This is a genomic window from Klebsiella sp. CN_Kp113 (assembly GCF_040064585.1).
GTDB lineage: Bacteria > Pseudomonadota > Gammaproteobacteria > Enterobacterales > Enterobacteriaceae > Klebsiella > Klebsiella michiganensis.
The window spans coordinates 89,403-112,122 of the sequence record NZ_JBEAID010000024.1 but is presented as its reverse complement, the minus strand read 5'-3'; the positions used below and the strand labels follow the sequence as shown (position 1 = coordinate 112,122).

Annotated in this window: 21 protein-coding genes; 3 read left to right on the top strand and 18 right to left on the bottom strand. The window is 56.5% G+C overall.

From position 1 onward, the window contains the following. Positions 1-10: 10 nt before the first annotated feature. The gene (gene ispA / locus ABLV30_RS17070; RefSeq protein ID WP_004848218.1) at positions 11-910 is read right to left on the bottom strand and encodes a (2E,6E)-farnesyl diphosphate synthase; all 900 of its coding nucleotides are present in this window, start codon (positions 908-910) and stop codon (positions 11-13) included. Beyond that, positions 911-1,153 (bottom strand): exodeoxyribonuclease VII small subunit, encoded by a 243-nt coding sequence (xseB, locus tag ABLV30_RS17065; protein ID WP_048261409.1) that lies wholly within the window; start codon positions 1,151-1,153, stop codon positions 911-913. Between the two features lie 198 nt (positions 1,154-1,351). Here xseB and thiI point away from each other — a divergent pair, with 198 nt between their 5' ends. Beyond that, positions 1,352-2,800 carry a tRNA uracil 4-sulfurtransferase ThiI gene (thiI, locus tag ABLV30_RS17060; RefSeq protein ID WP_014228166.1) on the top strand — a complete coding sequence of 483 codons (1,449 nt, stop codon included), beginning with the start codon at positions 1,352-1,354 and terminating at the stop codon, positions 2,798-2,800. 57 nt (positions 2,801-2,857) lie between these two features. Here thiI and yajL read toward each other — a convergent pair whose 3' ends face one another. Then, positions 2,858-3,448 carry a protein deglycase YajL gene (yajL, locus tag ABLV30_RS17055; RefSeq protein WP_154970914.1) on the bottom strand — a complete coding sequence of 197 codons (591 nt, stop codon included), beginning with the start codon at positions 3,446-3,448 and terminating at the stop codon, positions 2,858-2,860. Further along, positions 3,411-4,322 carry a 2-dehydropantoate 2-reductase gene (panE, locus tag ABLV30_RS17050; protein WP_004848223.1) on the bottom strand — a complete coding sequence of 304 codons (912 nt, stop codon included), beginning with the start codon at positions 4,320-4,322 and terminating at the stop codon, positions 3,411-3,413. Before panE ends, yajL begins: the two co-directional genes overlap by 38 nt. Positions 4,323-4,464: 142 nt before the next feature. On the opposite strand from panE, the gene ABLV30_RS17045 reads away from it, so the two are divergent. Further along, positions 4,465-4,956, top strand: a complete 492-nt coding sequence (locus tag ABLV30_RS17045; RefSeq protein ID WP_004129715.1) for a YajQ family cyclic di-GMP-binding protein — start codon at positions 4,465-4,467, stop codon at positions 4,954-4,956. A gap of 103 nt (positions 4,957-5,059) precedes the next feature. Here ABLV30_RS17045 and ABLV30_RS17040 read toward each other — a convergent pair whose 3' ends face one another. The 9 genes from ABLV30_RS17040 to ABLV30_RS17000 all read right to left on the bottom strand — a co-directional run bounded on the left by ABLV30_RS17040 (position 5,060) and on the right by ABLV30_RS17000 (position 16,459). Further along, complete coding sequence (locus ABLV30_RS17040) at positions 5,060-6,424, bottom strand: MFS transporter (RefSeq protein ID WP_004848226.1); 1,365 nt, start codon at positions 6,422-6,424, stop codon at positions 5,060-5,062. Between the two features lie 155 nt (positions 6,425-6,579). Continuing rightward, on the bottom strand, positions 6,580-7,758 hold the full coding sequence (locus ABLV30_RS17035) for a Gfo/Idh/MocA family oxidoreductase (protein WP_122117570.1): 1,179 nt from the start codon (positions 7,756-7,758) through the stop codon (positions 6,580-6,582). 92 nt (positions 7,759-7,850) lie between these two features. Continuing rightward, complete coding sequence (locus tag ABLV30_RS17030; protein ID WP_004129763.1) at positions 7,851-9,251, bottom strand: MFS transporter; 1,401 nt, start codon at positions 9,249-9,251, stop codon at positions 7,851-7,853. 406 nt (positions 9,252-9,657) lie between these two features. Next, on the bottom strand, positions 9,658-11,022 hold the full coding sequence (locus ABLV30_RS17025; RefSeq protein ID WP_009653612.1) for an aromatic acid/H+ symport family MFS transporter: 1,365 nt from the start codon (positions 11,020-11,022) through the stop codon (positions 9,658-9,660). A 10-nt stretch (positions 11,023-11,032) separates the two neighbouring features. Next, entirely contained in the window at positions 11,033-11,851 is an 819-nt protein-coding gene (locus ABLV30_RS17020) for a TIM barrel protein (protein WP_025107174.1), read from the bottom strand. 65 nt (positions 11,852-11,916) lie between these two features. Further along, positions 11,917-13,620 (bottom strand): FAD-dependent oxidoreductase, encoded by a 1,704-nt coding sequence (locus ABLV30_RS17015; RefSeq protein WP_025107173.1) that lies wholly within the window; start codon positions 13,618-13,620, stop codon positions 11,917-11,919. A 10-nt stretch (positions 13,621-13,630) separates the two neighbouring features. Further along, positions 13,631-13,951 carry an NIPSNAP family protein gene (locus ABLV30_RS17010; RefSeq protein WP_064374538.1) on the bottom strand — a complete coding sequence of 107 codons (321 nt, stop codon included), beginning with the start codon at positions 13,949-13,951 and terminating at the stop codon, positions 13,631-13,633. 13 nt (positions 13,952-13,964) lie between these two features. Beyond that, positions 13,965-15,641 (bottom strand): FAD-dependent oxidoreductase, encoded by a 1,677-nt coding sequence (locus ABLV30_RS17005; protein ID WP_057173901.1) that lies wholly within the window; start codon positions 15,639-15,641, stop codon positions 13,965-13,967. Continuing rightward, entirely contained in the window at positions 15,638-16,459 is an 822-nt protein-coding gene (locus ABLV30_RS17000) for a hypothetical protein (RefSeq protein ID WP_032748247.1), read from the bottom strand. Before ABLV30_RS17000 ends, ABLV30_RS17005 begins: the two co-directional genes overlap by 4 nt. Before the next feature lie 153 nt (positions 16,460-16,612). On the opposite strand from ABLV30_RS17000, the gene ABLV30_RS16995 reads away from it, so the two are divergent. Next, positions 16,613-17,371 carry an IclR family transcriptional regulator C-terminal domain-containing protein gene (locus tag ABLV30_RS16995; RefSeq protein ID WP_032748248.1) on the top strand — a complete coding sequence of 253 codons (759 nt, stop codon included), beginning with the start codon at positions 16,613-16,615 and terminating at the stop codon, positions 17,369-17,371. A gap of 102 nt (positions 17,372-17,473) precedes the next feature. Here the strand turns inward: ABLV30_RS16995 and ABLV30_RS16990 are convergent, their stop codons facing one another. The 5 genes from ABLV30_RS16990 to cyoB form a co-directional block, all read right to left on the bottom strand. Then, on the bottom strand, positions 17,474-17,776 hold the full coding sequence (locus ABLV30_RS16990; RefSeq protein ID WP_025107169.1) for a hypothetical protein: 303 nt from the start codon (positions 17,774-17,776) through the stop codon (positions 17,474-17,476). Between the two features lie 1,117 nt (positions 17,777-18,893). After that, the gene (gene cyoE / locus ABLV30_RS16985) at positions 18,894-19,781 is read right to left on the bottom strand and encodes a heme o synthase (RefSeq protein ID WP_004129778.1); all 888 of its coding nucleotides are present in this window, start codon (positions 19,779-19,781) and stop codon (positions 18,894-18,896) included. An 11-nt stretch (positions 19,782-19,792) separates the two neighbouring features. Beyond that, complete coding sequence (locus ABLV30_RS16980) at positions 19,793-20,122, bottom strand: cytochrome o ubiquinol oxidase subunit IV (protein WP_004099523.1); 330 nt, start codon at positions 20,120-20,122, stop codon at positions 19,793-19,795. Next, positions 20,122-20,733, bottom strand: coding sequence for a cytochrome o ubiquinol oxidase subunit III (locus ABLV30_RS16975; protein ID WP_004099525.1), 612 nt, complete (start codon positions 20,731-20,733; stop codon positions 20,122-20,124). Before ABLV30_RS16975 ends, ABLV30_RS16980 begins: the two co-directional genes overlap by 1 nt. Then, on the bottom strand, positions 20,723-22,714 hold the full coding sequence (cyoB, locus tag ABLV30_RS16970; protein WP_004848247.1) for a cytochrome o ubiquinol oxidase subunit I: 1,992 nt from the start codon (positions 22,712-22,714) through the stop codon (positions 20,723-20,725). Before cyoB ends, ABLV30_RS16975 begins: the two co-directional genes overlap by 11 nt. Positions 22,715-22,720 lie beyond the last annotated feature (6 nt).

Below are 22,720 nucleotides of genomic sequence, written 5' to 3'. Positions count from 1 at the left end.
CATTTATTGTTTATTTATCACGCTGAATTATGTAATTCGCGAGCGCTTCCAGTGCCGTGGTATCCAGAGATTGCGCGGCCAGCTCAGTTAACGACCGGCGGGCGTCGGTAATCAGGTCAAAGGCCTTTTTCCGGGCTTGCTCGAGTCCCAAAAGGGCGGGGTAGGTACTTTTGCCCAGCTGCTGGTCGGCTCCCTGACGTTTGCCAAGCGTGGCAGTATCCCCTACCACGTCGAGAATGTCATCCTGGACCTGGAAGGCGAGACCGATGTTCTCGGCGTAGCGATCGAGAGCGGGTAGCGCCCTGCGTCCGGCTTCACCTGCGCTCAGCGCGCCCATTCGTACCGCGGCGCGAATCAACGCGCCGGTCTTATGGCGGTGAATTCGCTCCAGCGACGTCAGATCAACCTGATGGCCTTCCGCTTCCAGATCCAGCGCCTGACCGCCGCACATACCCGCGATGCCGCTGGCCTGGGCCAGCTCAGAAATCATCGCCAGGCGATCGCGATCCGGCACTTCCGGCATCGGCGCATCACTCAGTATAGAAAACGCCAGCGTTTGTAGGGCGTCTCCGGCAAGAATTGCGTTCGCTTCGCCGAATTTTATATGGCAGGTCGGCTGGCCGCGGCGTAAATCGTCATCGTCCATCGCCGGGAGGTCATCGTGCATCAGCGAATAGGCATGGATGCATTCGACGGCGGCGGCAGGGGCATCCAGCGTAGCGCGGCTAACGCCAAACATATCGCCGGTCGCGTAAACCAGGAACGGGCGCAGGCGTTTGCCGCCTAATAGTGCGCCATACTGCATGGCTTCGACCAGCGGAGTGTTCTGAAAGGGCTGCGGAGCGATAAAACGGCGCAGCGCTTCGTTAGCCTGCTCGACGCACGCCTGTAGCTGTTGCGGGAAGTCCATTTATTCAGCGTCCGGCGTAAAAGGGATAAGCGGCGCGTCTTCGCTATCCGCCAGCAGAATTTGTACGCGCTGTTCGGCCTGCTGCAGCTTTGCCTGCCCCTGGCGCGCCAGCTGGATCCCGCGCTCGAATTCGCCGAGCGCTTCTTCTAACGGCAGCGAGCCGCTTTCCAGACGATTAACAATTTGCTCCAGCTCGCCCAGGGCGGTTTCAAAGCTGGCCGGGGCCTCATTTTTCTTTGGCATAGTGAATATAGACTCTTGTAATGTCTCGATGGCTATCAATATGGTAACGAAGTCGCGCGGTTAATCAAATAACGCGCAATGCCAGGTGAAAAGCGTCCAATAGTGGTATACTCCGCGCCCTGGATGCAGACGCCAGTCGCGCCTGTACAACTTTTTATGCTTAAAGCCCCGTGGGGCTTGCCAACGAATAGTGTCGCCATGAAGTTTATCATTAAATTGTTCCCGGAAATCACCATCAAAAGCCAATCTGTGCGATTGCGCTTCATTAAAATTTTAACCGGGAACATTCGTAACGTTCTCAAAAACTATGATGAGACGCTTGCCGTCGTTCGTCACTGGGATCATATCGAGGTCCGGGCGAAGGATGAAAACCAGCGTCCGGCTATTCGCGATGCCCTGACCCGTATCCCCGGTATCCACCATATTCTGGAAGTCGAAGACGTTCCTTATACCTCCCTGCACGATATTTTCGAGCAGACGCTGCCGCTGTGGCGTGACGCGCTGGAAGGTAAAACGTTCTGCGTGCGCGTTAAGCGTCGCGGTAAGCATGAGTTTACCTCAATCGAAGTGGAGCGCTACGTCGGCGGCGGTTTGAACCAGCATATTGAAACGGCGCGAGTGAAGCTGACCGACCCCGATGTGACGGTTAACCTCGAGATCGAAAACGATCGCCTGCTGCTGGTTAAAGGGCGCTACGAAGGTATCGGCGGTTTCCCGATCGGCACCCAGGAAGACGTGCTGTCGCTCATTTCCGGCGGTTTCGACTCCGGCGTTTCCAGCTATATGCTGATGCGCCGCGGCTGCCGCGTGCATTACTGCTTCTTTAACCTCGGCGGCGCGGCCCATGAAATCGGCGTGCGTCAGGTCGCGCACTATCTGTGGAACCGCTTCGGCAGCTCACACCGCGTGCGCTTCGTGGCGATTAACTTCGAGCCGGTGGTGGGTGAGATCCTGGAGAAAGTCGACGACGGTCAGATGGGCGTGGTGCTCAAGCGGATGATGGTGCGCGCGGCGTCAAAAGTCGCCGAGCGCTACGGCGTCCAGGCGCTGGTCACCGGCGAGGCGTTAGGCCAGGTTTCCAGCCAGACGCTGACCAACCTGCGCCTGATCGACAACGTCTCGGATACGCTGATTCTGCGTCCGCTGATTTCGCACGATAAAGAGCACATTATTGACCTCGCGCGTGAAATCGGCACTGAAGATTTTGCCCGCACCATGCCGGAATACTGCGGCGTTATCTCGAAGAGCCCCACCGTGAAAGCGGTGAAGGCGAAGATCGAGGCGGAAGAAGAGCACTTCGATTTCAGCATCCTCGAGAAAGTGGTGGCGGAAGCGAGCAACATTGATATCCGCGATATCGCTCAGCAGACCGAGCAGGACGTAGTGGAAGTGGAAACCGTCAGCGGTTTTGGCCCTGACGACGCGATCCTCGATATCCGCTCTATCGACGAGCAGGACGATAAGCCGCTGAAGGTGGAAGGCGTGGACGTGGTTTCTCTGCCGTTCTATAAGCTGAGCACCAAATTTGGCGATCTCGACCAGAGTAAAACCTGGCTGCTGTGGTGCGAGCGTGGGGTCATGAGCCGCCTGCAGGCGCTGTATCTGCGCGAGCAGGGCTTTGAAAACGTGAAGGTATATCGCCCCTAGTTCTTCAGGAGCAAGGCGCAATCATGAAAACGGCAACCCTGGGTTGCCGTTTTGCATTTATTCGTAGTAGTTATAAATTCCTGCCGCCATCACCAGCTGTGAAGCGACTTCGTGCGCTTTTTCGCGTCCAGCCAGCAGGTCGATCATCTTCAAGGCGAAATCAATTGAGGTTCCCGGCCCCTGGCTGGTGAGCAGCTTAACGCGAGCGTCCCAGACGACGCGCTTATCCTGCCACTGCTCGGCGGGGATACGTTCTTTCAGCGCCGGAAAGCCGGTCATATTGCCGATGGGGAAAAGGTTGTGCGGCACCAGCACGGTCGGCGCCGCGGCGCAAATCGCCGCAACGATGCGCCCGGAAAGATGGAATTGACGTACTGTTTCAACCAGCAGCGGGCTGTCGCGAAAGCACTCCGCACCCTTAATGCCGCCGGGCAGAACAAGGATATCGAAGTCGCCATCGGCCACTTCGACCAGCGGCGCATCGGCCAGCAGCTTAACGCCGCGCGAGCAGACAATGGTCAGGCTGCCATCGCTGGCAACGCTGGCGGTCGTGACCTTTACGCCGCCGCGAACGAGTAAATCAATGGTGGTGACCGCTTCGGTCTCTTCGCTACCAGGGGCGAGGCAAATCAGTGCCGACGCGCTCATATTCATTCTCCTTACGCTTTACCAGTTCAAACAGGCGGGTATTCTCAGGTACGGCGATACCGTGGGCTCGGGCGCGTTTTAACAGATAACCGGTGATATAGTCGATTTCCGTATGGCGCTGGGCGAGAATATCCTGCAGCATGGAGGAGGTATTTTCTGCCGTACTTTCAATAACCTGATGTACATAGAATAACAGGTTTTCCGGCGAGGTATGCATCCCCTCGCGATCCATCACCGCCGCAACTTCATAACAAATCGCGGCGACCTCTTGCGGGTATTCGCGTAAATCGCCGTTCTGACAGTTTTTTAACGCCGTCAGCGGGTTAATCACACAGTTTACCGCCAGCTTGCTCCAGGTCGCGGGGTAGATATTGTTATGCCAGGCGACGTCGGGCAGCACGCTCTGCAGTACATCAGCGAGATAGCTATAATCCTCAGGGTAGGCTTTCGCTGGGCCAATATGGCTGGTGCCGTTGGCGACGTGGACGATTACGTTGCCGTCGCGGCGGGCCGCCTGCGTTGTCGAAGCCAGAAGCAGCGGCTGTTTGAGGCTCTTAAGCTCGTCAACGGTACCCATACCGTTGTGCATGAGCAGAACAGGTACTGACGACGGCAGGATGGCGCTCAGGTTTTTTACCGCGTTAGAGACCTGCCAGGCTTTGAGGGTGACCAGCAGCAGGTCGCTGCTGGCGAGAAAATCAGGATCGTTAGCGGTAAACGATTCATTAAACACGCTGCCGTCGGTTTCAATCACATTGACGCTACAGAATGGCTGTGGGACGCGTAACCAGCCCTGGACTTCATGTCCGTGTTTGTACAGCGCAGTTAGCCATAACTGTCCCAGTGCACCGCATCCGAGTACGGTTACTTTCATTATTCCTCCTCACCTGTGAGTGCTGCATCAGGTGCTCATGGCTAAAGTATAGCGTTATCAGTTATCCTTTCGGGATAACAAGTTGAGTTATGTCGCGTTGCGGGTATTATGCAACGCAAAAGAAACTGAAGGAGAGGAAAAGATGCCATCTTTCGATATTGTCTCTGAAGTCGATCTTCAGGAAGTTCGAAACGCCGTAGAGAACGCGACCCGCGAAGTTGAATCGCGTTTTGATTTCCGTAACGTCGAAGCGAGCTTTGAGCTGAACGAAAAAAACGAGACCATCAAGGTCCTCAGCGAGTCTGATTTCCAGATTAACCAGCTGTTGGATATTCTGCGCGCCAAGCTGCTGAAACGCGGAATTGAGGGCAGTTCTATCGAAGTGCCGGACGAGTTCGTGCACAGCGGTAAAACCTGGTTTGTCGATGCGAAGCTGAAGCAGGGCATTGAGAGCGCGACGCAGAAAAAAATCGTCAAGCTGATTAAAGACAGCAAGCTGAAAGTACAGGCGCAGATCCAGGGCGAAGAGATTCGCGTTACCGGTAAATCTCGTGACGACCTGCAGGCGGTTATGGCGCTGGTGCGCGGCGGTGATTTGGGCCAGCCGTTCCAGTTCAAAAACTTCCGCGATTAAAAGAGTCCCGTCTGTCGGCCGGGCACGGCGTTAGCCGCCGCCCGGCAGGACACAAAGCACCGCTCAGAATCGTTTTTGCCTGCCTGAACAAAGGTGCTCGCTTTTATATCCCTTTGATTGCCTGCTCAATTTCAAAGCGGTTGGTGATCTTGCTGTCGATTTTGATATACACCGAACGCTCTTCGCTAATCACCAGCACCTCTTTGACGCCCTCTTTAGCCCGTAAGCGCGCCTCGAGCATTTTGTCCGCGGCGATATCCTCCGGGATCTCGACCCGCAGGCTGCTAACGTACGGCGGCTCGCTCATGGTGCTGGCCACCAGCAGCCACAGCATCGCCAGCAGGGCGCCGAGCAGGAAGACGGTTTGCGAATCAAAAAAGCCATCCACCCAGCCGCCGAGCGCTCCGCCGATGGCCACGCCAAGGAACTGGCTGGTGGAGTAAATGCCCATCGCGGTGCCTTTATATCCGGCCGGTGATTCTTTACTGATTAACGACGGCAGCAGCGCTTCCAGCAGGTTAAACGCGAGGAAAAATAGCTGAACGCCGGCGACCAGCTCCCAGAAATAGCCTCCGGCACCCCAGAGTACGATTTCAGCAATCAGCAGGATGGCGACGCACAGCAGAAAGACGCGCTTCATTTTGCGCTTCACTTCGGCGTAGATAATAAACGGCACCACCGCGACAAATGAGACCAGCATGGTGACCAGATAGATTTTCCAGTGCTCGGCGGCGGGGAAACCGGCGGCCTCAAGCTGGCCCGGCAGAGCGACAAACGTGGACATCAGCATGATATGCAGGCACATAATGCCGAAATTGAGCTTCAGGAGTTTTGGCTCAGCAAGAACTTTGCTGAAGCAGCCTTTCACCATACCGGACTCGCGGTTCAGCACGTGATTCTGGCTGTTCGGCACCACCCATAGCGTCAGCAGGATGCCGAGCGTCGCCAGAACAGCAATCATCCAGAACAGGGCGTGCAGGCCGAGCTGGTGGGTAACGACAGGCCCGAGAACCATGGCGATAGCAAAGGTGACGCCAAAGCTGACGCCGATAAACGCCATGGCTTTAGTGCGGTTTTGCTCGCGGGTTAAATCGGAAAGCAGCGCCATGACCGCGGCGGCAATCGCCCCGGAGCCCTGCAGCGCGCGGCCAAGAATAATGCCCCAGATAGAGTCAGAAAGCGCGGCGATAACGCTGCCGACAACGAAGATTAACAGGCCGCCGACGATCAGCGGCTTACGGCCAATGCGGTCAGAAAGCAGCCCGAAAGGTATCTGGAATAGCGCCTGGGCCAGCCCGTAAATACCAATTGCCAGTCCGATAAGGGCTTCGCTTGCGCCCTGTAACGCCATGCCGTAAGTGGTCAGAACCGGCAGGACCATAAACATGCCGAGCATGCGCAAAGAGAATACGGTCCCCAAACCCCAGGTCGCACGCAGTTCGCCTGGCGTCATTTTATTATCGTTCATTACCACCTCAATATAAAAACTGCGCATAGTGTAGTGGGGGGAAACAGAAGCGTAAATAAATGTTTGTTTAACAGATATTACGACTGTGTTGCATGATGAGGTGAGTACGGTAGAAAGAAAAAACCAGTGGAGGGGCCTCCACTGGTGTTCAGCGGTTATTGGCAGTTAAAGTCAACCCACTGGCCGCCTGCGTCGGCGGATTTGACGCACTGCTCAACCCAGTAAACGCCGTGAAGACCGGCTTCGACGTCCGGATACCAGAAGGTCTCCAGGAACGCCTGGTCCCCGCGATCTATCGCGTCGATGGCGATAGCGTAGCGGCGATAGAGGTTGGCCCACGCCTCGAACAGCCCTTCAGGGTGACCGCCGCCAATGCGGTCGTCCGCCAGCGCCTGCTGGCTGAGATAGGGCATCCCGCGCTCGAGGACGCGGGCCGGTTCGCCCTGTACCTCATAGCTGAGCTGATTTGGACGCTCATCCCACCATTCGATGCTGGCTTTTTCGCCAATGACGCGGACTTTTTGCGAGTGCATCGCGCCGCTGTTGACCGCGCTGGTCCACAGTGAGCCAACGGCGCCGTTGTTATATTCCATCAGCACAAAGGCGTTATCTTCCAGCGGCGCGCGAGATTTGACGAAGCTTTGACGCGCGCACATCAGGCGGGTGATGTTCAGGTTCGGCACCATCGTCTCGGCAATAAATAGCGGATGGGTCGCCAGATCCCCCAGCACATAGCTAGGGCCGGCATATTTGGGCGTTACCCGCCAGCGGGTGGATTCAGCCTGTAGCTCAACGGCTTCATTATGAAAACCGTGGGCGAACTGCATATTAATAATGCGGATCTCGCCGAGCATCCCTTCCGCTATCATCTGTCGCGCCTGCTGGATCATCTGGTGCCCGGCATAGCCGTACGTGACGCCGATAATTTTATTCTGCTTTTTGCTTAGCGCCAGCAGCTCGCGCGCTTCGTCGGCGGTAAAGCACAGCGGTTTTTCGCAAATAACGTGCAGCCCGGCTTCAAGCGCCGCTTTAGTGATAGCGAAGTGAGTATTGTTCGGCGTAGTGACCGATACGGCTTCAATGCCGTCAGGGCGTTTGGCCTCCTCCGCGAACAGCGTTTGGTAATCGGCGTAGCAGCGTTCAGGAGCGATGCCGAGCTGCTCGCCGAATTGACGACCGCGCTCGGCATCGATATCAAGCGCGCCGGCGAGCAGAGTAAAGACGTTGTCGCGAAGCGCCGCACAGCGGTGGCTGTAGCCAATCTGGCTGGTGCCGCCGCCGCCGACCATGCCCCAGCGCAGGGAGCGGGATAAGGGTTTCATGCCGTTTAACATGATGGTGCACTCCTCAATGATAGAGATCCTACGGATTTCAGATGTTCTTCTGTGTACCCGCGCTCGCCGAGCGCGGGCCTGGTTCTAAGGTTTTACATCTCGCCACGGGCTTCGCGTTCTTTCAGGTCATGCATGATCTGCGGGTATTGCTTATCCAGGCGATAAAACAGCAGGGTGATAATGACCACGATCCACAGGAAGAAAGAGCCGTAGAGATAAACGTGGTTAATCATGTCGATAGCGCTTTGCGGCTGAACGCCGGAGCCGCTGCTGGAGCTGACGTAACCCGCCATGCTCAGCAGGCCGGAGATAACCGCGGCGGCAATACCTGCGCCGAGTTTCGTCCCAACGGAACCGGCGGAGAAGATCATCCCTTCCTGTCTGACGCGCGTTTTCCACTGGCCGAATTCGACGGCATCGCCGCAGAATCCGAACAGCACGGCGTTCAGCGGGGCGAAGCCAATACCGCGAATAATCGCGTTTGCCAGCGCCCAGTGGTAATCATCAGAGTTAAACATAAACAGCACCTGGCCGATGGTCGCCAGCACGATGCCGCAGAGGGCAACGTTGCGTTTACCGTATTTGCGGATGGGCACGGAGCTCAGGAAGGTGAAAATAATAATGCAGGCGGTTTCGGCAACGAAAATGGAGCTATAGAAGGTATCGTCGCCGAGCACGTAGCGGCAGTAGTAAGGCAGCGCGATCCCTACCACGGTGTAGTACACGCTTTGCGCGGTCCACAGGATGGCGCTGGCCCAGAAGTACTGGTTACGAAAAAGCGCGGAAAGCTGGGTTTTTACCGGTACGTTTCCCTGTTTTTCTCGCGCTTTGATGACCACCTTCTCTTCGCATTTATAAAAGCAAAACAGCAGCAACAGCAGCGCCAGAAAAGCCCAAATAGACATGGTTTTGATCCACGCGGCCTGATCGTCGCCAAAGTACTTCACCAGCGGCAAAGTGCAGGCAACGGCGAGAATACGACCAAAAGGCGACATCGACATTCGGGTGATGCTAAGCATATCCCTTTCCCATGAGGCGCGGGTCATCATCGCAGAGAGGCTGCCGTAGGGGAGGTTGATGGCGGTATAGCACACGGTGGTGCAGAAGTTATAGGCGACCAGCAGATAGAGAAACTGCAGCGTGCCGGTGGTCTGCGGGACGGTGAACAGTAAAATTGCCGATACGGCGTAGGGTACGCTCATCCACAGCAGCCAGGGGCGTGATTTACCCCAGCGAGAGTTCGTGCGTTCCACCATCAGGCCCATGATGACATCGGAAACGCCGTCAAACAGACGTGAGATCAGCATCACCAGGCCAACGGTGGCGATGCTGATGCCGACATAGTCGGTATAAAACAGGGTTAAAACCGTGCCGATCATGCCGAAAACGACGTTACAGGCGGTATCGCCGCCGCCGTAAGCGATTCGGGTAGCCCAGCTTAGCTTATCGCCGCGTGCTGCCGCGGGAGAGAGAAGAATCTGCTGTTCACTCATGGTCAATTCCTTTGTCTGGAAGGACAAGTCAGGACCTCTGCGCCAGTTCCACCGGCACGACCTTATCCTGAATATCAGCCAGAACATAAGGAAATATTTATTTCATTTCAATGTTTGTTTGGAATTTAATTTCTGTATATGCGAGGCGGATCGAAAAACCGTAAAAATTGAGCCGTAAATTTTTTGGCTACAGCTATCAAGCCATTCTGATTGATAAGGTTATTAAGTGTTTTTCTGAACGATATTTGATTTGTTTATTGTATGGATTTAATGATTTTGCGCTGTGATTTTGTGAAGTGAATCGATACTGCATGGCATTTTTATTTTTCATTGCTCATTTAAATGAAATTAATTTTTCTTTTTTGGCAGGCGTGTTTTTGAAACACGCCTGCCTTAGCGTCAACGTTTAAAAGGTACTTCTGACGGGCGCGGTTGACGCGGTGGCTCTTGTCGTCGGGCCAGCCGCGAAAATACCTTTGGCCGCCAGCCCGGCGACGGTTATCGCGGCGGGAATGCCAAGGATCAGGAAAACGCTTTCGAAGCTGATATTCAGCGCCAGCATCTCCGCCCCGGCAAAGGCGCTCAGGATCGCGCCCATGCGGCCAACGCCGTGCATCCAGCTGGAGCCGGTAGCCCGTGCTTCGGTAGGATAGTAGCGGGCGGAGAGCGCGTTCATGCCGGTATTGGCGCCGTTTAAGCAGGCTCCGCTGATAAACGCCAGCAGGCAGATGAGCGCAAAGCTTGCCGCGGCATAGCCCATCGCCATCGTAAACAGGCCGCCAACCGCGTAAATCAGCCCGAGCGCCCGATGTGGGTTGATCCGGTCCATTAGCCAGCCCGCAAACAGCGAGCCAAGGGTTCCCCCAGCCTGGTACATTGCGGTCATTACCGCCGCCTGGCCGACCGTTAAGCCCACCTCTTTTACCAGCGTCGGTAGCCAGCTGCCGAGGAGGTAAACCAAAAAAAGCCCCATAAAGTAAACCAGCCAGAGCATCATCGAACCGAAGCGATACTGGCGGGAGAGAACGATGCGCATGGCATTTGCCTGGACGGGCTGGGCCGGGAGGCTGAACTCGGCCTCATCGGGGATTTGTCCCGGATAGAGGCGTTGCATAATCCGCCGAATACGTTCGGCAGGCGCGCGCTTAACGACCAGAAAACGCACCGATTCCGGTAACAGCCAGATCAGGACCGGAGCGAACAGCAGCGGGAGGATCCCGCCAAGCAGCATCAGCGAGTGCCAGCCAAACTGCGGGATTAGCCAGGATGCGGAGAAACCGCCCGCCGCCGCGCCAAAGGTGAAGCCGCAAAAAATAATCGTAATCAGGAACGAGCGCTGGCGCTCCGGCGCATACTCTGACACCAGGGTGCCGATATTCGGCATGGCGGCGCCTAATCCCAGCCCGGTCAGGAAGCGGAAAACCATCATCTGCTCAATATTTTGTGAAAGGGCGGTGGCGATGGTCCAGAAGCCGAAGAAGAAGACGCTATTAATGATAATTTTTTTCCGTCCCAGCCAGTCGGCGAGCGGCCCGGAGAAAATGGCCCCCAGCGCCAGGCCTATCAGCGCGGCGCTGATGACAAAACCGAGTTGGTGATTGCTTACTCCCCATTCCTGCTTCAGCGTCGGGGCGATAAATCCCATGATGGCGATATCAAAGCCGTCCAGCGCGATAACGCAGAAGCCTAAAAACACCACCAGCTTCTGAAAGCGGCTTAGCGGATTGGCGTTGATTAACTCCCTGACGTCCAGGCGTTGAGTCTGTGTCATGGGACTCTCCTTATGCGCAAGGGCGCAGGTAGGACTGCGCGGCGTTAAACAGCAGCTGAGCGCGAGCGAGCGGCGGCAGCGCACCCCGATCGCCGCTTAGCGGGACCTCGATGGATACCGGCAGCGTGGCCGGAAGCGCCGCCATCAGACCGTGCAGGTCGAGTCCGCCTTCGCCGGGGACCTGGCGCGCGGCGCGGGCCTGGTAAATCAGCTCCTGCTCGTCAGCGGGGGGTTGCGGTGAGGCATCGCAAAGCTGCATATAGTTGAGGCAATTTTGCGGTAGCGCCGCGATCGTGGACAGGGATTCGCCGGCCCGCCAGAAGTGAATAGCGTCAATCAAAATACCGATATCGCTGCGGCCGCTGGCGGTGATGAGCGCCCGGGCTTCGGCAATGGTGCGCAGGTGGGTCCAGGGCATGGGCTCCAGGTTCATGGTTAATCCATGCTCCTGGCCGGCTTCGGCAAGCCGGGCGAGATTTCCCGCGCTGCGCGCGCGGTTATCATCGTTTCCTGCCACTAAAACCTGCTTTGCGCCAAGGCGCGCGGCGGTAGTAAGAAAAAGCTGCAAACGAGCGTCCACTGAAAAATCGGGCGTCAGGCGGACGATCTCAACGTCCGAAACGCGAACGCCGGTTTCCATCAGCGCCGCCAGGGTATCGCGTACGGCGGCGGTGTCGCCGAGCATGTCGTAATCCGGATCTGACGGGGTTGCGGGAAGCAGGCGCAGACCAACGTGGGTGAATCCGGTCTGGGCCGCAATGCGTACCTGTTCCGGCGGCGGAACGTCGAGGAGGGTAAGCGCGGCGAGTGAGAGGGTTCGCATGTTCATAAAGGACTCCAGTACAGTTGCAGGTGATTGTTGTTATGCGTATTGCCGTCCCTGGTGGAATGCTTTTACTGCGTTGTTTTATTGAGATTTTCTGCCAGGTTTTTTCCGACCAGATAGCCAAAAGTCATGGCCGGACCCAGCGTGATACCGCCGCTGGGATAGAATCCCCGCATCACGCTCGACATATCGTTGCCGATGGCGAAAAGCCCCTGGATCGGCTGCCGCTGCGCGTTGAGAACACGGGCATTTTCATCGGTGATTAGTCCACTGAAGGAACCCAGCGAGCCGGGCAATATACGTACCGCATAAAAAGGCCCATGGCTGAGTTTCCCGAGCGTGGGGTGGGGCGAGCGGCTGGCGTCACCCTGCGCGCGGTTATAGGCCGAGGCGCCGCGCTGAAAATCCTTATCCTCTCCCTGGTCTACAAAGCCGTTAAACCGGGCGATCGTTTCCGTTAGCTGCTGCGGATTGATGGCGCATGTTTTCGCCAGCGCTTCCGGCGTCTCACCGACGTACAGATAGCCGGTCCGTCGCCAGGCCTCGGGGGTAAACGGGAAGGGGCGAGCATGGCCCAATCCGTAGCGCCGCAGCGCACGGCCGTCGGCAATTAGCCACGCCTGCGGCGTTTCGCCCGACGGCGTCGCGTCCAGCAGCGCGGCAATAAAATCATGATAAGAGTCGGCTTCATTGGTGAAGCGTTTACCGTTAGGCAACACGGCAATAAAGCCGGGCTTAGCGCGCTCAACCAGATGCGGGAACGGCAACTGCAGTCCGCTGGCGAGGGTAACGCGCGACACCGGCGCCCAGGCCATGGCGTGCCTGAGTGAGGTATCAAACTGGCCGCCGACCGCTTCGCCGAGCCGAATGCCATCCCCCTGATTGCCCGGGGGCGCGGCGGAGAAGTGGCCGTAGCCGCTGGCGGCGTGCGGCACATTTTCGGCCAGACGCTGCCTATCGTGAGGAAAGCCTCCGCAGGCGAGGAGCACCGCGCCGGCGCGAACCTTCAGCGCGCCGCCGTCGCTGCGTAATATCGCGCCTGCAACGCCGTTGTTGTCGGCAAGCAGACGTTCTACCGGCGCGTTAAGCTGAAAATTAACCCCCGCATCCAGCGCCGAACGCAGCAGGCGGGCGACCAGCGCGTTGCCGTTAACCAGATGCTGTCCGCGACCGGCGCGTAGCCGCTGCCAGCCGTGACGCAGCAGGCGGCGGGTCGCATACAGCGCCGAGCCCGGTGAGCGGGTCGCGTTGAAAAAGTGCGCCATGTCCGTGCCGCCGGCAATGCCCATACCCGCAAGGCTGATGGTCTCCAACGGAGGCCGCAGGCGATGCAGCCAGTCGCCCAGCAGCCGTCCGTCAAAAGGCTGCGCCGTGACCGAGCGGCCGCCCAGCGCAGCGCCCGGTGAAGCGTGAAAATCGGGCATTTTGCTGCCGGAAAGAAACTGCACGGCGGTACGGCGGCGGAAAAAGTCGATCATCTCCGGTCCGTACTGTAAGAAGGCAAGCAGACGCGCATCGGCAGGCTCACCGTCCATTTCATGGCGTAAATAAGCGAGCGGCGCGCCCGGTTCTTCTTCAATCCCTTCTTCACGAGCCAGCGGGTTACGCGGGATCCACAGCCAGCCGCCGGACCAGGCGCTGGTGCCGCCAATGACCGACTCTTTCTCCGCAACCAGTACGCTGGCGCCGCCGAGCGCGGCGGTGACGGCGGCAGAGAGCCCCGCCGCGCCGGAGCCGACGACCAGAACATCCACGTTCATCTGCCCGCTCATGACCCTCTCCTTATTGCAGTGGTGAAAAATCAGTGGGGCGCAGAAGCACCGACTCCAGACGCTCGACGGCGGCCAGCTCGCGGTTTTTGCGCGAGAACGTCAGCCAGCGTTCGTCCTGCGCCATGCGCGTCCGACGCGCCAGGCGATCGTCCAGACTTTCATAGGCCCAGATATGCACCACCTGATTGACCACGCCAATTTCGGTAAAAAAGAAGCCGATGAGCTTACCGAGGTGCTCGGTTTGCACGGCGTAAGCATCGCTTTTGTACAGCGCCAGCCAGTCGGCCATTTTCAGCGGATTGATGGTGTAGGTGCGTTTTTCATAGATCATGATTTTCTCCTGTTTATAGTGCGTGTTGTTGCGCCATATGGCTGGCTGAGAGATAGCCGAAGGTGAGCGCCGGGCCGAGCGTAATACCTGGGCCGGGGTAGGTTCCGGCCATCATCGAATCCATATCATTACCCACGGCATAGAGGCCTTTAATCGGTTCACCGTGCTGGTTAATGACCTGAGCATCGGCGGTAGTGACCAGGCCGCGCGAGGTACCGAGATCGCCGGTATAGAGGGTGACGGCATAAAACGGCGCGCGGGTCAGCGGAGCGTTACAGGCGTTTGGCCGGTGGCCGGGGTCGCCCATCGCGCGGTTATAGCTGTTGCCGCCTTTGGTGAACGCCGGGTCGAGGCCCTGAGCGGCGTCGCGGTTGTAGCGAGCCACCGTGTCAGCGAGCGTCTGCGGATCCAGGCCGAGCCGCTGCGCCAGTTCAGGCAGCGTATCGGCCTTATGCAGATAGCCCGCTTTCACCAGCGCGTCATTATTGACCGGGGCAGGGCGCGCCAGGCCGAGGCCGTAGCGCTTCATGGCCAGGGCGTCGCAAATCAGAAAGCAGGGCGCATTTTCTGCCCGGCTTTGCATGGCGCTGGCGAAGTGGTGATAAGAGTTAGATTCGTTCACGAAGCGCACCGCGCGCTGGTTGACGGCAATCACTCCAGGTTTGGCGCGATCGGTGACCAGATGAGGGAAGCGCTCTTGCGTGCCGTCGGGATGCTGTAAAACCGAGACCGGCGCCCAGAAAAAGTTAGACGGCAGGTCAGCCCCTTCCCGGGCATTGACCGCGGCGGCAAGGCGCAGCGCGGCGCCGTCGTTGGCGGCGGGGGACATGGTGTAGTGCTCGCGGGTCTGGGGGCGATAGCGTTCAGCCAGCCTGCCTGCGGCAAAACCACCCGCCGCCAGTACCACCCCGCAGCGGGCTTCAAGGGCCTGCTTTTGTCCCTCGTGCTCAATTTCTACGCCGGTCACCTCGCCATTGCGTTCGCTCAGCGAAAGCACGTTGACGTTGAGCCTGAGCTGCATACCTTTGCGAAAGGCGAGCGTCGCCATGCGGGCGATCAGCGCGTTGCCCATCGCCAGGCGGGTACCGCGAGGGTACCGCAGGCGATCGCGACCGAAGCGCAGCAACAGTCTGCCGCAGTGCGCGAACGAGCGCGGGGAGCGGCGCATATCGAGAAAGTGCTGGATATCAACCCGGTTAACCATCATCCCGCCAAACAGCAGCATTCCCGGTGGGGGAGAGCGGAGGTCGCGAAAATGCGCACCCAGTTCCCGTCCGTCAAACTCCACCACCTCGAGCGCCCGCCCGACATCGACGGCGCCGGGCTCATCCGGGTAATAATCCGGAGAGAGCGGGCGCAGGCTATATTTCACCGCGCCCTCTTTTTCAAGAAACGCCAGCGCCTCGCGCCCTGAAGCGATAAAGGCATCCACCAGATCCTGACGATAATGAGGCTCACCGATAATCGTCCGCAGATAGGTTTCGATGGCCTGCGGGCTGCCGCCCACGGCCATTTTCCGCGCCTGATCGCTATCGTGGATCCACACCGCGCCGCCGGAAATGGCGGAGGTGCCGCCAAACAGCGGGGCTTTTTCCAGCATCAGCACCGACAGTCCCTTACAGCTGGCGGTCACCGCCGCGGCAAAACCTGCGGCGCCGCTGCCGATAACGATGACATCCCAGCTTTTCATGCCGCCGCTCCTTGTTCCTGCGCGATGGCGCCGATGAATTGCCCCATCAGTTTCATCTGCGCCAGCGCCATCTCCGGCCCGGTCTGGATCGCGCAGCCGCGATCCCGGGCGAAGGCGAGGAGCGGGGTGATGATCGGGGCGGTCACGACGTCGGCGACATGCGTGGATAGCGGAAGGGTTTCCAGCAGCGTCTGCGGCAGCGGCAACGGCTCGAAACCGGCCATTCCCGCCGGGGAACCATTCACCAGCAAATCCAGGCCGGCAAGCGTAGCGGGCAGGTCGACGAGATGAACGTGCGGAAAATGGGTGGCCAGCCGGTTATGCAGCAGCTGAAGGGTGGCGGGATTCTGATCATAAAGGGCCAGCTGGCGGATACCCGCTTCGCAAAGCCCCCACGCGATAGCGCTGCCCACACCGCCGCAGCCGGAGAGCAGCCCCTTTTTACCGGCGGCGCTAAAGCCGTGCGCCTCTGCGGCAAGCTGAAAACCGACGCCGTCTAGCATATCGCCCTGTAAACGGCCATCGGCCAGCTTACGGATGACGTTAATGGCATTGAGGTGCTGAGCTCGCGGGGTTAACTCGTCGACCAGGGCGGCGGCCCGCTGTTTGTGCGGAACGGTGACCAGGACGCCGCTCATGTTGTGCCAGCCGCGCAGGGCCTGCAGAAAGTCAGCAACGGCTTCGGGGGCGATATCAACCGGGATCATCACGCTGTCCAACTGCTGGTCAGCAAAGAAGCGGTTGAAATTCTCCGGCGACTTAACCTGGGTAATCGGGTGGCCGATGACGGCGACGACCTGAGTGAATCCACTGACCATTTCAAACCTCATTTTGTTAAATGAATGTTGTGAAAGTATTTCAGCGGAAGCTGAGAGCGACAACGCAGAATTCGGCCATACTGGTTGTTAATCGCACTACCACTGCGATAATCGCGCTAAAGTGATTGTATTGTTGCGAAAGTGTGAACAAGTATGCAAAACCAGATTCATACCCGCGATCTGATCGTCGGCCTGCAAAAAGGGCTGGCGCTGATCCAGCTATTTTCAAAAGAGTTCCCCCGGCTCACCGTGCCGCAGGCGGCGAAAATGAGCGGCCTGACGCAAAGCGCCGCGCGGCGCTTTTTCCTTACCCTGCTGCACGAGCGCTATCTGCAAACCGACGGACGTCATTACTGGCTAACGCCTAAAGCGTTAAGGTTGGGGCAGGCGTATGTCGATTCGGCGCAGTTCCCACGCATGGTACGACCGATCGTGGAGTACATCGCCAGTCGGACGGAAGAGCACGCTTCGGTCGGCGTGATAGATGATGACGAGCTGGTGTATATCGCCCGCAGTAAACACACGCCGTTTAACTCGACTTCAGTGCGTCTGGGGGAGAGAGTGCCGATTTACTGTACCGCCGGAGGGCGACTATGGCTGGCTTCCTTAGCGGAAACCGAGTGTGAAACCGTTTTGCAGCGGATCCGCCGCGAGCAGCGTACGCCCTATACGGTGACGGACGTGGCGGCGTTAATGGAAAAGATCGCTCAGGTTCGTCGCCAGGGATACGCCGCGATTGAGCAGGAGTTTGAAATTGGCATGCTGGTCCTGGCCGTGCCGCTGTCAGATCGGGAAGGGCTCTACTGGGGAGCGCTGAGTTTAACCAGCCATCAGTCAAGAACCTCGATTGAGGCACTATGCCGCGATCATCTGGATTTGCTCTATAGCGCTCAGGCGATGCTGGTGGGTTAAAACCAAAGGCGCAGACGATTCACTCATCCTTGTGCCGAGAGAGCTTACGGTAGGCAAAAAAAAGGGCAGGAAGAATCCTGCCCTGAGAATGACGAACCGATATTAGGCGGTGACGCTGTTAGTGAAAGTGTTCCACTCGCCCGACAGGTCGTGCACAGAATTGCTCCAGTTTTCGTTGCTTGAGGCAACGAAATCCTGCCACGTAGATGTGCCGCTCAGGTAATCACCGAACGCAATGGTATCGTTAACGATGGCATTGGCGATGGTAGCACCTGCGGAGGTAATAAAATCGCTCAGATGGCTTGCTGTATTATTAATAATGCTGGAAATGCTGTTAGCAATGCTGCCGAACACATTAAAACCACCAGAAATAGATTCCATTTCGCCAATAGTTAATTCTTTCATTGGTATTCCTTGTTAAGTTTGATTAATTTTTATTAGTGGGTCTCTTACCCACGGAAGAAATACTAACACTCTTAAATTATGTTAATCCAGAGTATTAATATGTGAAATATTCAATTTCATACAAATTTAATAAAATGAAGTTTTCTTCAGAGATAACGGCGTAAGCCATGAGTATGAATTTTTTATTCGGCACATCTGGCTTTAATGTGAAATTGCATGAGGGCCTTATAAAGAAAAACGCGCTGAAAGTGGTTGCAGGCGGAAATAAGACGGACAGCTTTTTTTTCATTGAAAACTTTACTATTGTTCAATAGAGATGCTATATGAACCGGAGAGAAAAATATTCATGGCAAAAGACCGCCTGTTCGTGCGGAGGAGGGGAGGGCATGAGAACATCACCCTGGCACCATACCTCACGTTAATATGTTAATTTTCGATTTCACATTCGCCCACCGGGAATGAAGGAAGCGCAGCCCGCTGAATGAACGAGAGCCTGTCTATGGTTTGCTAACCCGAATGACGTCAGCGTTCGACGAAACAAAAATTTCGCGATATATCTCTTATACTATTTTGCGCACAATAAATTTATTTACCGTATATATGCAGCTAAACCACTCGGCGCCGTACGGGGTAGCGCGGCGGCGGGATTCATATCTCAAAGATACCATTGCCGACCGCAGTGGGAAAACCGTGCTTAGCGATGATTCGTTAAACAACGGAATCATTAGCCGGTATATAGTGCTCATTTTATTGACAGTACCAGCGTTAAAACCAATTTTAATTCATCTAAATAAACGATGGCTGCAGGATAATGAATTGCTGCTGATGAATCTGATGCGGCTATTTGTCGAAACGAATTGGCAGTACTGCGTGACTATTATCGCATCAGTATGGCTAAACGCGTTCCGGCAGTAAGCGGAGAAAGGCATGTACGGGGGGCGTCTTTGATCGAGGACGCTGAAGCGGAATTTAGCCAGGGGCAGAGAAAGCGTTGAGAGGGTTGAGGGCACAATCTCAGAATAATAGGGTGGGGAGAATGATTTACAACCATCGGCGATGCGAGATTAACAGGGGGAAATAAGTAATGGCGTATCGTGCGATACGCCATTGAGAGACACTATCTGACCATGGTCAGCAGGTTGTGTGAATCCGGCACCATAAAGTCGACGGACATCATCACCGACAGCGCGGTAATGGCTACGATGGAAAAGACGAACAGCTTACGCGCCCAGACTTTATCATCCGCCACTTTATAACCGCGCAGCGCCATTCCGAGCCACCAGACGCTCACCGCCGCAGCGACAACCAGATATTTATATCCAGCGTAGCCGCCCAGGGAGAGCATCAGCGTGGCAACGGCGAAAGCGATGATGTAAACGGTGATATGGTTTTTCGCTACCGAAATGCCTTTCACTACCGGCAGTACCGGAATGTTCGCTGCCTGATAATCCTTGAAGCGGAAAATCGCGATAGCGTAAGAGTGAGGCATCTGCCACAGGCTGAAAATCGCCAGCAGAATCGCGGCACCGCTGTCAAAATCACCGGTAACCGCGCAGTAGCCAATCACCGGCGGCGCAGCGCCGGAGAGAGAACCAATCAGCGTGCCGTAGACGGAGTGGCGCTTCATGTACAGGCTGTAAACGCCGACATAAACCACGAACCCCATCACCCCCAGCCAGCAGGCCAGGGGATTCGCGCCAAACCACAGGAGCATGAAGCCAGCAATACCCAGCAGGGTGGCGTATACCAGCGAAGCTTCTGGCGAGATCAGCCCTTTGACCAGCACCCGGTTTTTCGTCCGTTCCATCTTACGATCGATATCACGGTCGATATAGTTGTTGAAAACACAACCCGAGGCGACCACCAGGGATACTCCGAGGAGCGTCCAGATAAAAAGCGGATAGTCGATGTGGCCCTTGGAGGCCAGCAGGAAACCGCCAATCACGGAGATCAGGTTGCCAAAAATAATGCCTGGTTTCGTTACTTGCAGGTATTGCTTAAACATACTCGCCGCTCTTAGTGCATCATCATGTTGTAGTTCAGGTTCCACATAATCCAGATGGAGCCGACAACTACGATAGCAATGATGATTACGGTGAAGATAAATGCGGTCAGGTTCCAACCTTCGTCCGATTTACTGTTCATGTGCAGGAAGTACACGAGGTGTACCACAATCTGCACAACCGCAGTGACCAGGATGGTTCCCAGAATAGCCGCATGCGATGCAGATCCACTCATCACCATTGCAAACGGGATAACCGTCAGAATGATCGACAGGATGAAACCTGTCATGTAGCTCTTCACGCTGCCGTGAGAAGCGCCGCTATGATCGGTAGAATGACTCATTACATCGCCCCCATCAGATAAACAACAGAGAACACGCAGATCCACACGACGTCCAGGAAGTGCCAGAACAGGCTCAGGCACATGATACGGGTGCGGTTCGTGCTGGTCAGGCCGCGACGAGAAACCTGAACCATCAGCACCGCCATCCAGATCAGACCAGAGGTCACGTGTAGACCGTGGGTGCCGACCAGCGCGAAGAACGCTGACAGGAAGCCGCTGCGATCCGGGCCCATACCTTCAACAATCAGGTGATGGAATTCATAGAGTTCCATCGCGATGAACCCAGCCCCGAAGAGGAAGGTCAGCGCCAGCCAGGAAACCACCTGGCTCTTGTTGTTTTTGTACATGGCGATAGCCGCCATGCCGTAGGTGATGGAGCTGAACAGCAGCAGCGCGGTTTCAACCAGAACGAACGGCAGTTCAAAAATATCTTTACCGGTCGGACCGCCCGCCGTGCCGTTCACCAGAACGGCATAGGTAGCGAACAGAGTGGCGAAGATAATGCAGTCGCTCATCAGGTAGATCCAGAAACCGAATACCTTCATCGGTCCTGTATCATGGTGCCCGTGTTCGTGCGCGTGGGCGTTATGCGCAAGAGTATCAGTTGCCATTTTTCAGCCCTGCTTTGTTAATCTCATCGAAATGCTGATTTTCCAGTTTTTCGACTACTGCAACCGGCACGTAGTAATCCACGTCCTCGTCAAAGCTCTTAATAATCCAGGTCACCAGGATACCGACGAAGCTTGCAATCGCCATCCACCAGATATGCCAGATCATTGCGAAACCAAACACCGTTGCGAAAGCAGCAATCACGATGCCCGCGCCGCTGTTTTTCGGCATATGAATCTCTTCATAGCCAGCCGGTTTCTTATACGCGTCGCCTTTTTCTTTCATTTCCCAGAACGCGTCACGCTCGTGAACGACAGGAACGATAGCAAAGTTGTAGAACGGCGGAGGAGAAGAGGTTGCCCACTCCAGCGTACGGCCGCCCCACGGGTCGCCGGTCAGGTCACGGTTCTGCTCGCGATCGCGGATAGACACGTAGAACTGAATCAGCTGGCAGAGAATACCGCAAGCGATCAGCGCCGCACCGCAGGCTGCAACAACCAGCATCGGGTGGAACTGCGGGTCAATCTGCTGGCTCAGGCGACGGGTCATGCCCATGAAGCCCAGTACGTACAGCGGCATAAACGCGACGAAGAAGCCGATGATCCAGAACCAGAAAGCGCGTTTGCCCCAGGTTTCGTTCAGGGTGAAGCCAAAGGCTTTCGGCCACCAGTAGGTCAGACCTGCGAAGCAACCGAACACCACGCCGCCGATGATGACGTTATGGAAGTGCGCGATCAGGAACAGGCTGTTGTGCAGCACGAAGTCTGCGCCCGGTACCGCCAGCAGTACGCCGGTCATACCCCCTACGGAGAAGGTTACGATAAAGCCAATCGTCCACAGCATTGCTGAGTTGAAGACGATACGGCCCTGGTACATGGTAAACAGCCAGTTGAAGATCTTAACCCCGGTCGGGATAGCGATGATCATGGTCGTAATACCGAAGAAGGCGTTTACGTTCGCGCCCGCACCCATAGTAAAGAAGTGGTGCAGCCAAACGATGAACGACAGAACGGTAATACACACTGTTGCCCATACCAGCGAGGTGTAGCCAAACAGACGCTTACGTGAGAAGGTTGCGGCGATTTCGGAGAAGACACCGAATACCGGCAGAACCAGAATGTACACTTCCGGGTGACCCCAGGCCCAAATCAGGTTGATGTACATCATCATGTTGCCACCCATATCGTTGGTAAAGAAATGGGTGCCCAGGTAGCGGTCCAGGGTCAGCAGCGCGACGGTGACGGTCAGAATTGGGAAGGAGGCGATAATCAGGATGTTGGCGCACAGAGATGCCCAGCTAAACACCGGCATCTTGAACATGGTCATGCCAGGGGCACGCATCTTGATAATCGTTACGAAGAAGTTAATACCGGTGAGCGTTGTACCAATACCGGATAGCTGGAGAGCCCAGATCCAGTAATCGACCCCGACGCCCGGACTGTACTCAATTCCCGAGAGCGGCGGATAGGCCAGCCAACCGGTCTGCGCGAATTCACCGACGCCCAGAGAGAGGTTAACCAGAATCACGCCCACAACGGTGAACCAGAAGCTCAGGTTGTTAAGGAATGGGAAGGCAACGTCGCGCGCGCCGATCTGCAGCGGAACCACCAGGTTCATCAGACCGATAACAAACGGCATCGCTACGAAGAAGATCATGATAACGCCGTGGGCGGTAAAGATCTGATCGTAGTGGTGAGGCGGCAGGAAGCCTGCTTCCCCGGCCGAGGCCAGCACCTGCTGGCTACGCATCATAACGGCGTCAGCGAAGCCACGCAGCAACATGACGATTGCTACGATAACGTACATGATACCGAGACGTTTGTGGTCAACCGAAGTCAGCCACTCATTCCAAAGGTAGGACCACTTACCGAAGTAAGTGATGGCCGCCAGAAGCGCCAGTCCCCCAATGATAATTGCAGCCACCGTAACCACAATAATGGGTTCATGGTAGGGCACTGCATCCAGTGTAAGTTTTCCGAACATCGTTTT

Coding starts and splice junctions, on each gene's coding strand:
- ispA (WP_004848218.1), bottom strand. CDS start 910: ATGGACTTCCCGCAACAGCTACAGGCGTGCGTCGAGCAGGCTAACGAA.
- xseB (WP_048261409.1), bottom strand. CDS start 1,153: ATGCCAAAGAAAAATGAGGCCCCGGCCAGCTTTGAAACCGCCCTGGGC.
- thiI (WP_014228166.1), top strand. CDS start 1,352: ATGAAGTTTATCATTAAATTGTTCCCGGAAATCACCATCAAAAGCCAA.
- yajL (WP_154970914.1), bottom strand. CDS start 3,448: ATGAGCGCGTCGGCACTGATTTGCCTCGCCCCTGGTAGCGAAGAGACC.
- panE (WP_004848223.1), bottom strand. CDS start 4,322: ATGAAAGTAACCGTACTCGGATGCGGTGCACTGGGACAGTTATGGCTA.
- ABLV30_RS17045 (WP_004129715.1), top strand. CDS start 4,465: ATGCCATCTTTCGATATTGTCTCTGAAGTCGATCTTCAGGAAGTTCGA.
- ABLV30_RS17040 (WP_004848226.1), bottom strand. CDS start 6,424: ATGAACGATAATAAAATGACGCCAGGCGAACTGCGTGCGACCTGGGGT.
- ABLV30_RS17035 (WP_122117570.1), bottom strand. CDS start 7,758: ATGTTAAACGGCATGAAACCCTTATCCCGCTCCCTGCGCTGGGGCATG.
- ABLV30_RS17030 (WP_004129763.1), bottom strand. CDS start 9,251: ATGAGTGAACAGCAGATTCTTCTCTCTCCCGCGGCAGCACGCGGCGAT.
- ABLV30_RS17025 (WP_009653612.1), bottom strand. CDS start 11,022: ATGACACAGACTCAACGCCTGGACGTCAGGGAGTTAATCAACGCCAAT.
- ABLV30_RS17020 (WP_025107174.1), bottom strand. CDS start 11,851: ATGAACATGCGAACCCTCTCACTCGCCGCGCTTACCCTCCTCGACGTT.
- ABLV30_RS17015 (WP_025107173.1), bottom strand. CDS start 13,620: ATGAGCGGGCAGATGAACGTGGATGTTCTGGTCGTCGGCTCCGGCGCG.
- ABLV30_RS17010 (WP_064374538.1), bottom strand. CDS start 13,951: ATGATCTATGAAAAACGCACCTACACCATCAATCCGCTGAAAATGGCC.
- ABLV30_RS17005 (WP_057173901.1), bottom strand. CDS start 15,641: ATGAAAAGCTGGGATGTCATCGTTATCGGCAGCGGCGCCGCAGGTTTT.
- ABLV30_RS17000 (WP_032748247.1), bottom strand. CDS start 16,459: ATGGTCAGTGGATTCACTCAGGTCGTCGCCGTCATCGGCCACCCGATT.
- ABLV30_RS16995 (WP_032748248.1), top strand. CDS start 16,613: ATGCAAAACCAGATTCATACCCGCGATCTGATCGTCGGCCTGCAAAAA.
- ABLV30_RS16990 (WP_025107169.1), bottom strand. CDS start 17,776: ATGAAAGAATTAACTATTGGCGAAATGGAATCTATTTCTGGTGGTTTT.
- cyoE (WP_004129778.1), bottom strand. CDS start 19,781: ATGTTTAAGCAATACCTGCAAGTAACGAAACCAGGCATTATTTTTGGC.
- ABLV30_RS16980 (WP_004099523.1), bottom strand. CDS start 20,122: ATGAGTCATTCTACCGATCATAGCGGCGCTTCTCACGGCAGCGTGAAG.
- ABLV30_RS16975 (WP_004099525.1), bottom strand. CDS start 20,733: ATGGCAACTGATACTCTTGCGCATAACGCCCACGCGCACGAACACGGG.
- cyoB (WP_004848247.1), bottom strand. CDS start 22,714: ATGTTCGGAAAACTTACACTGGATGCAGTGCCCTACCATGAACCCATT.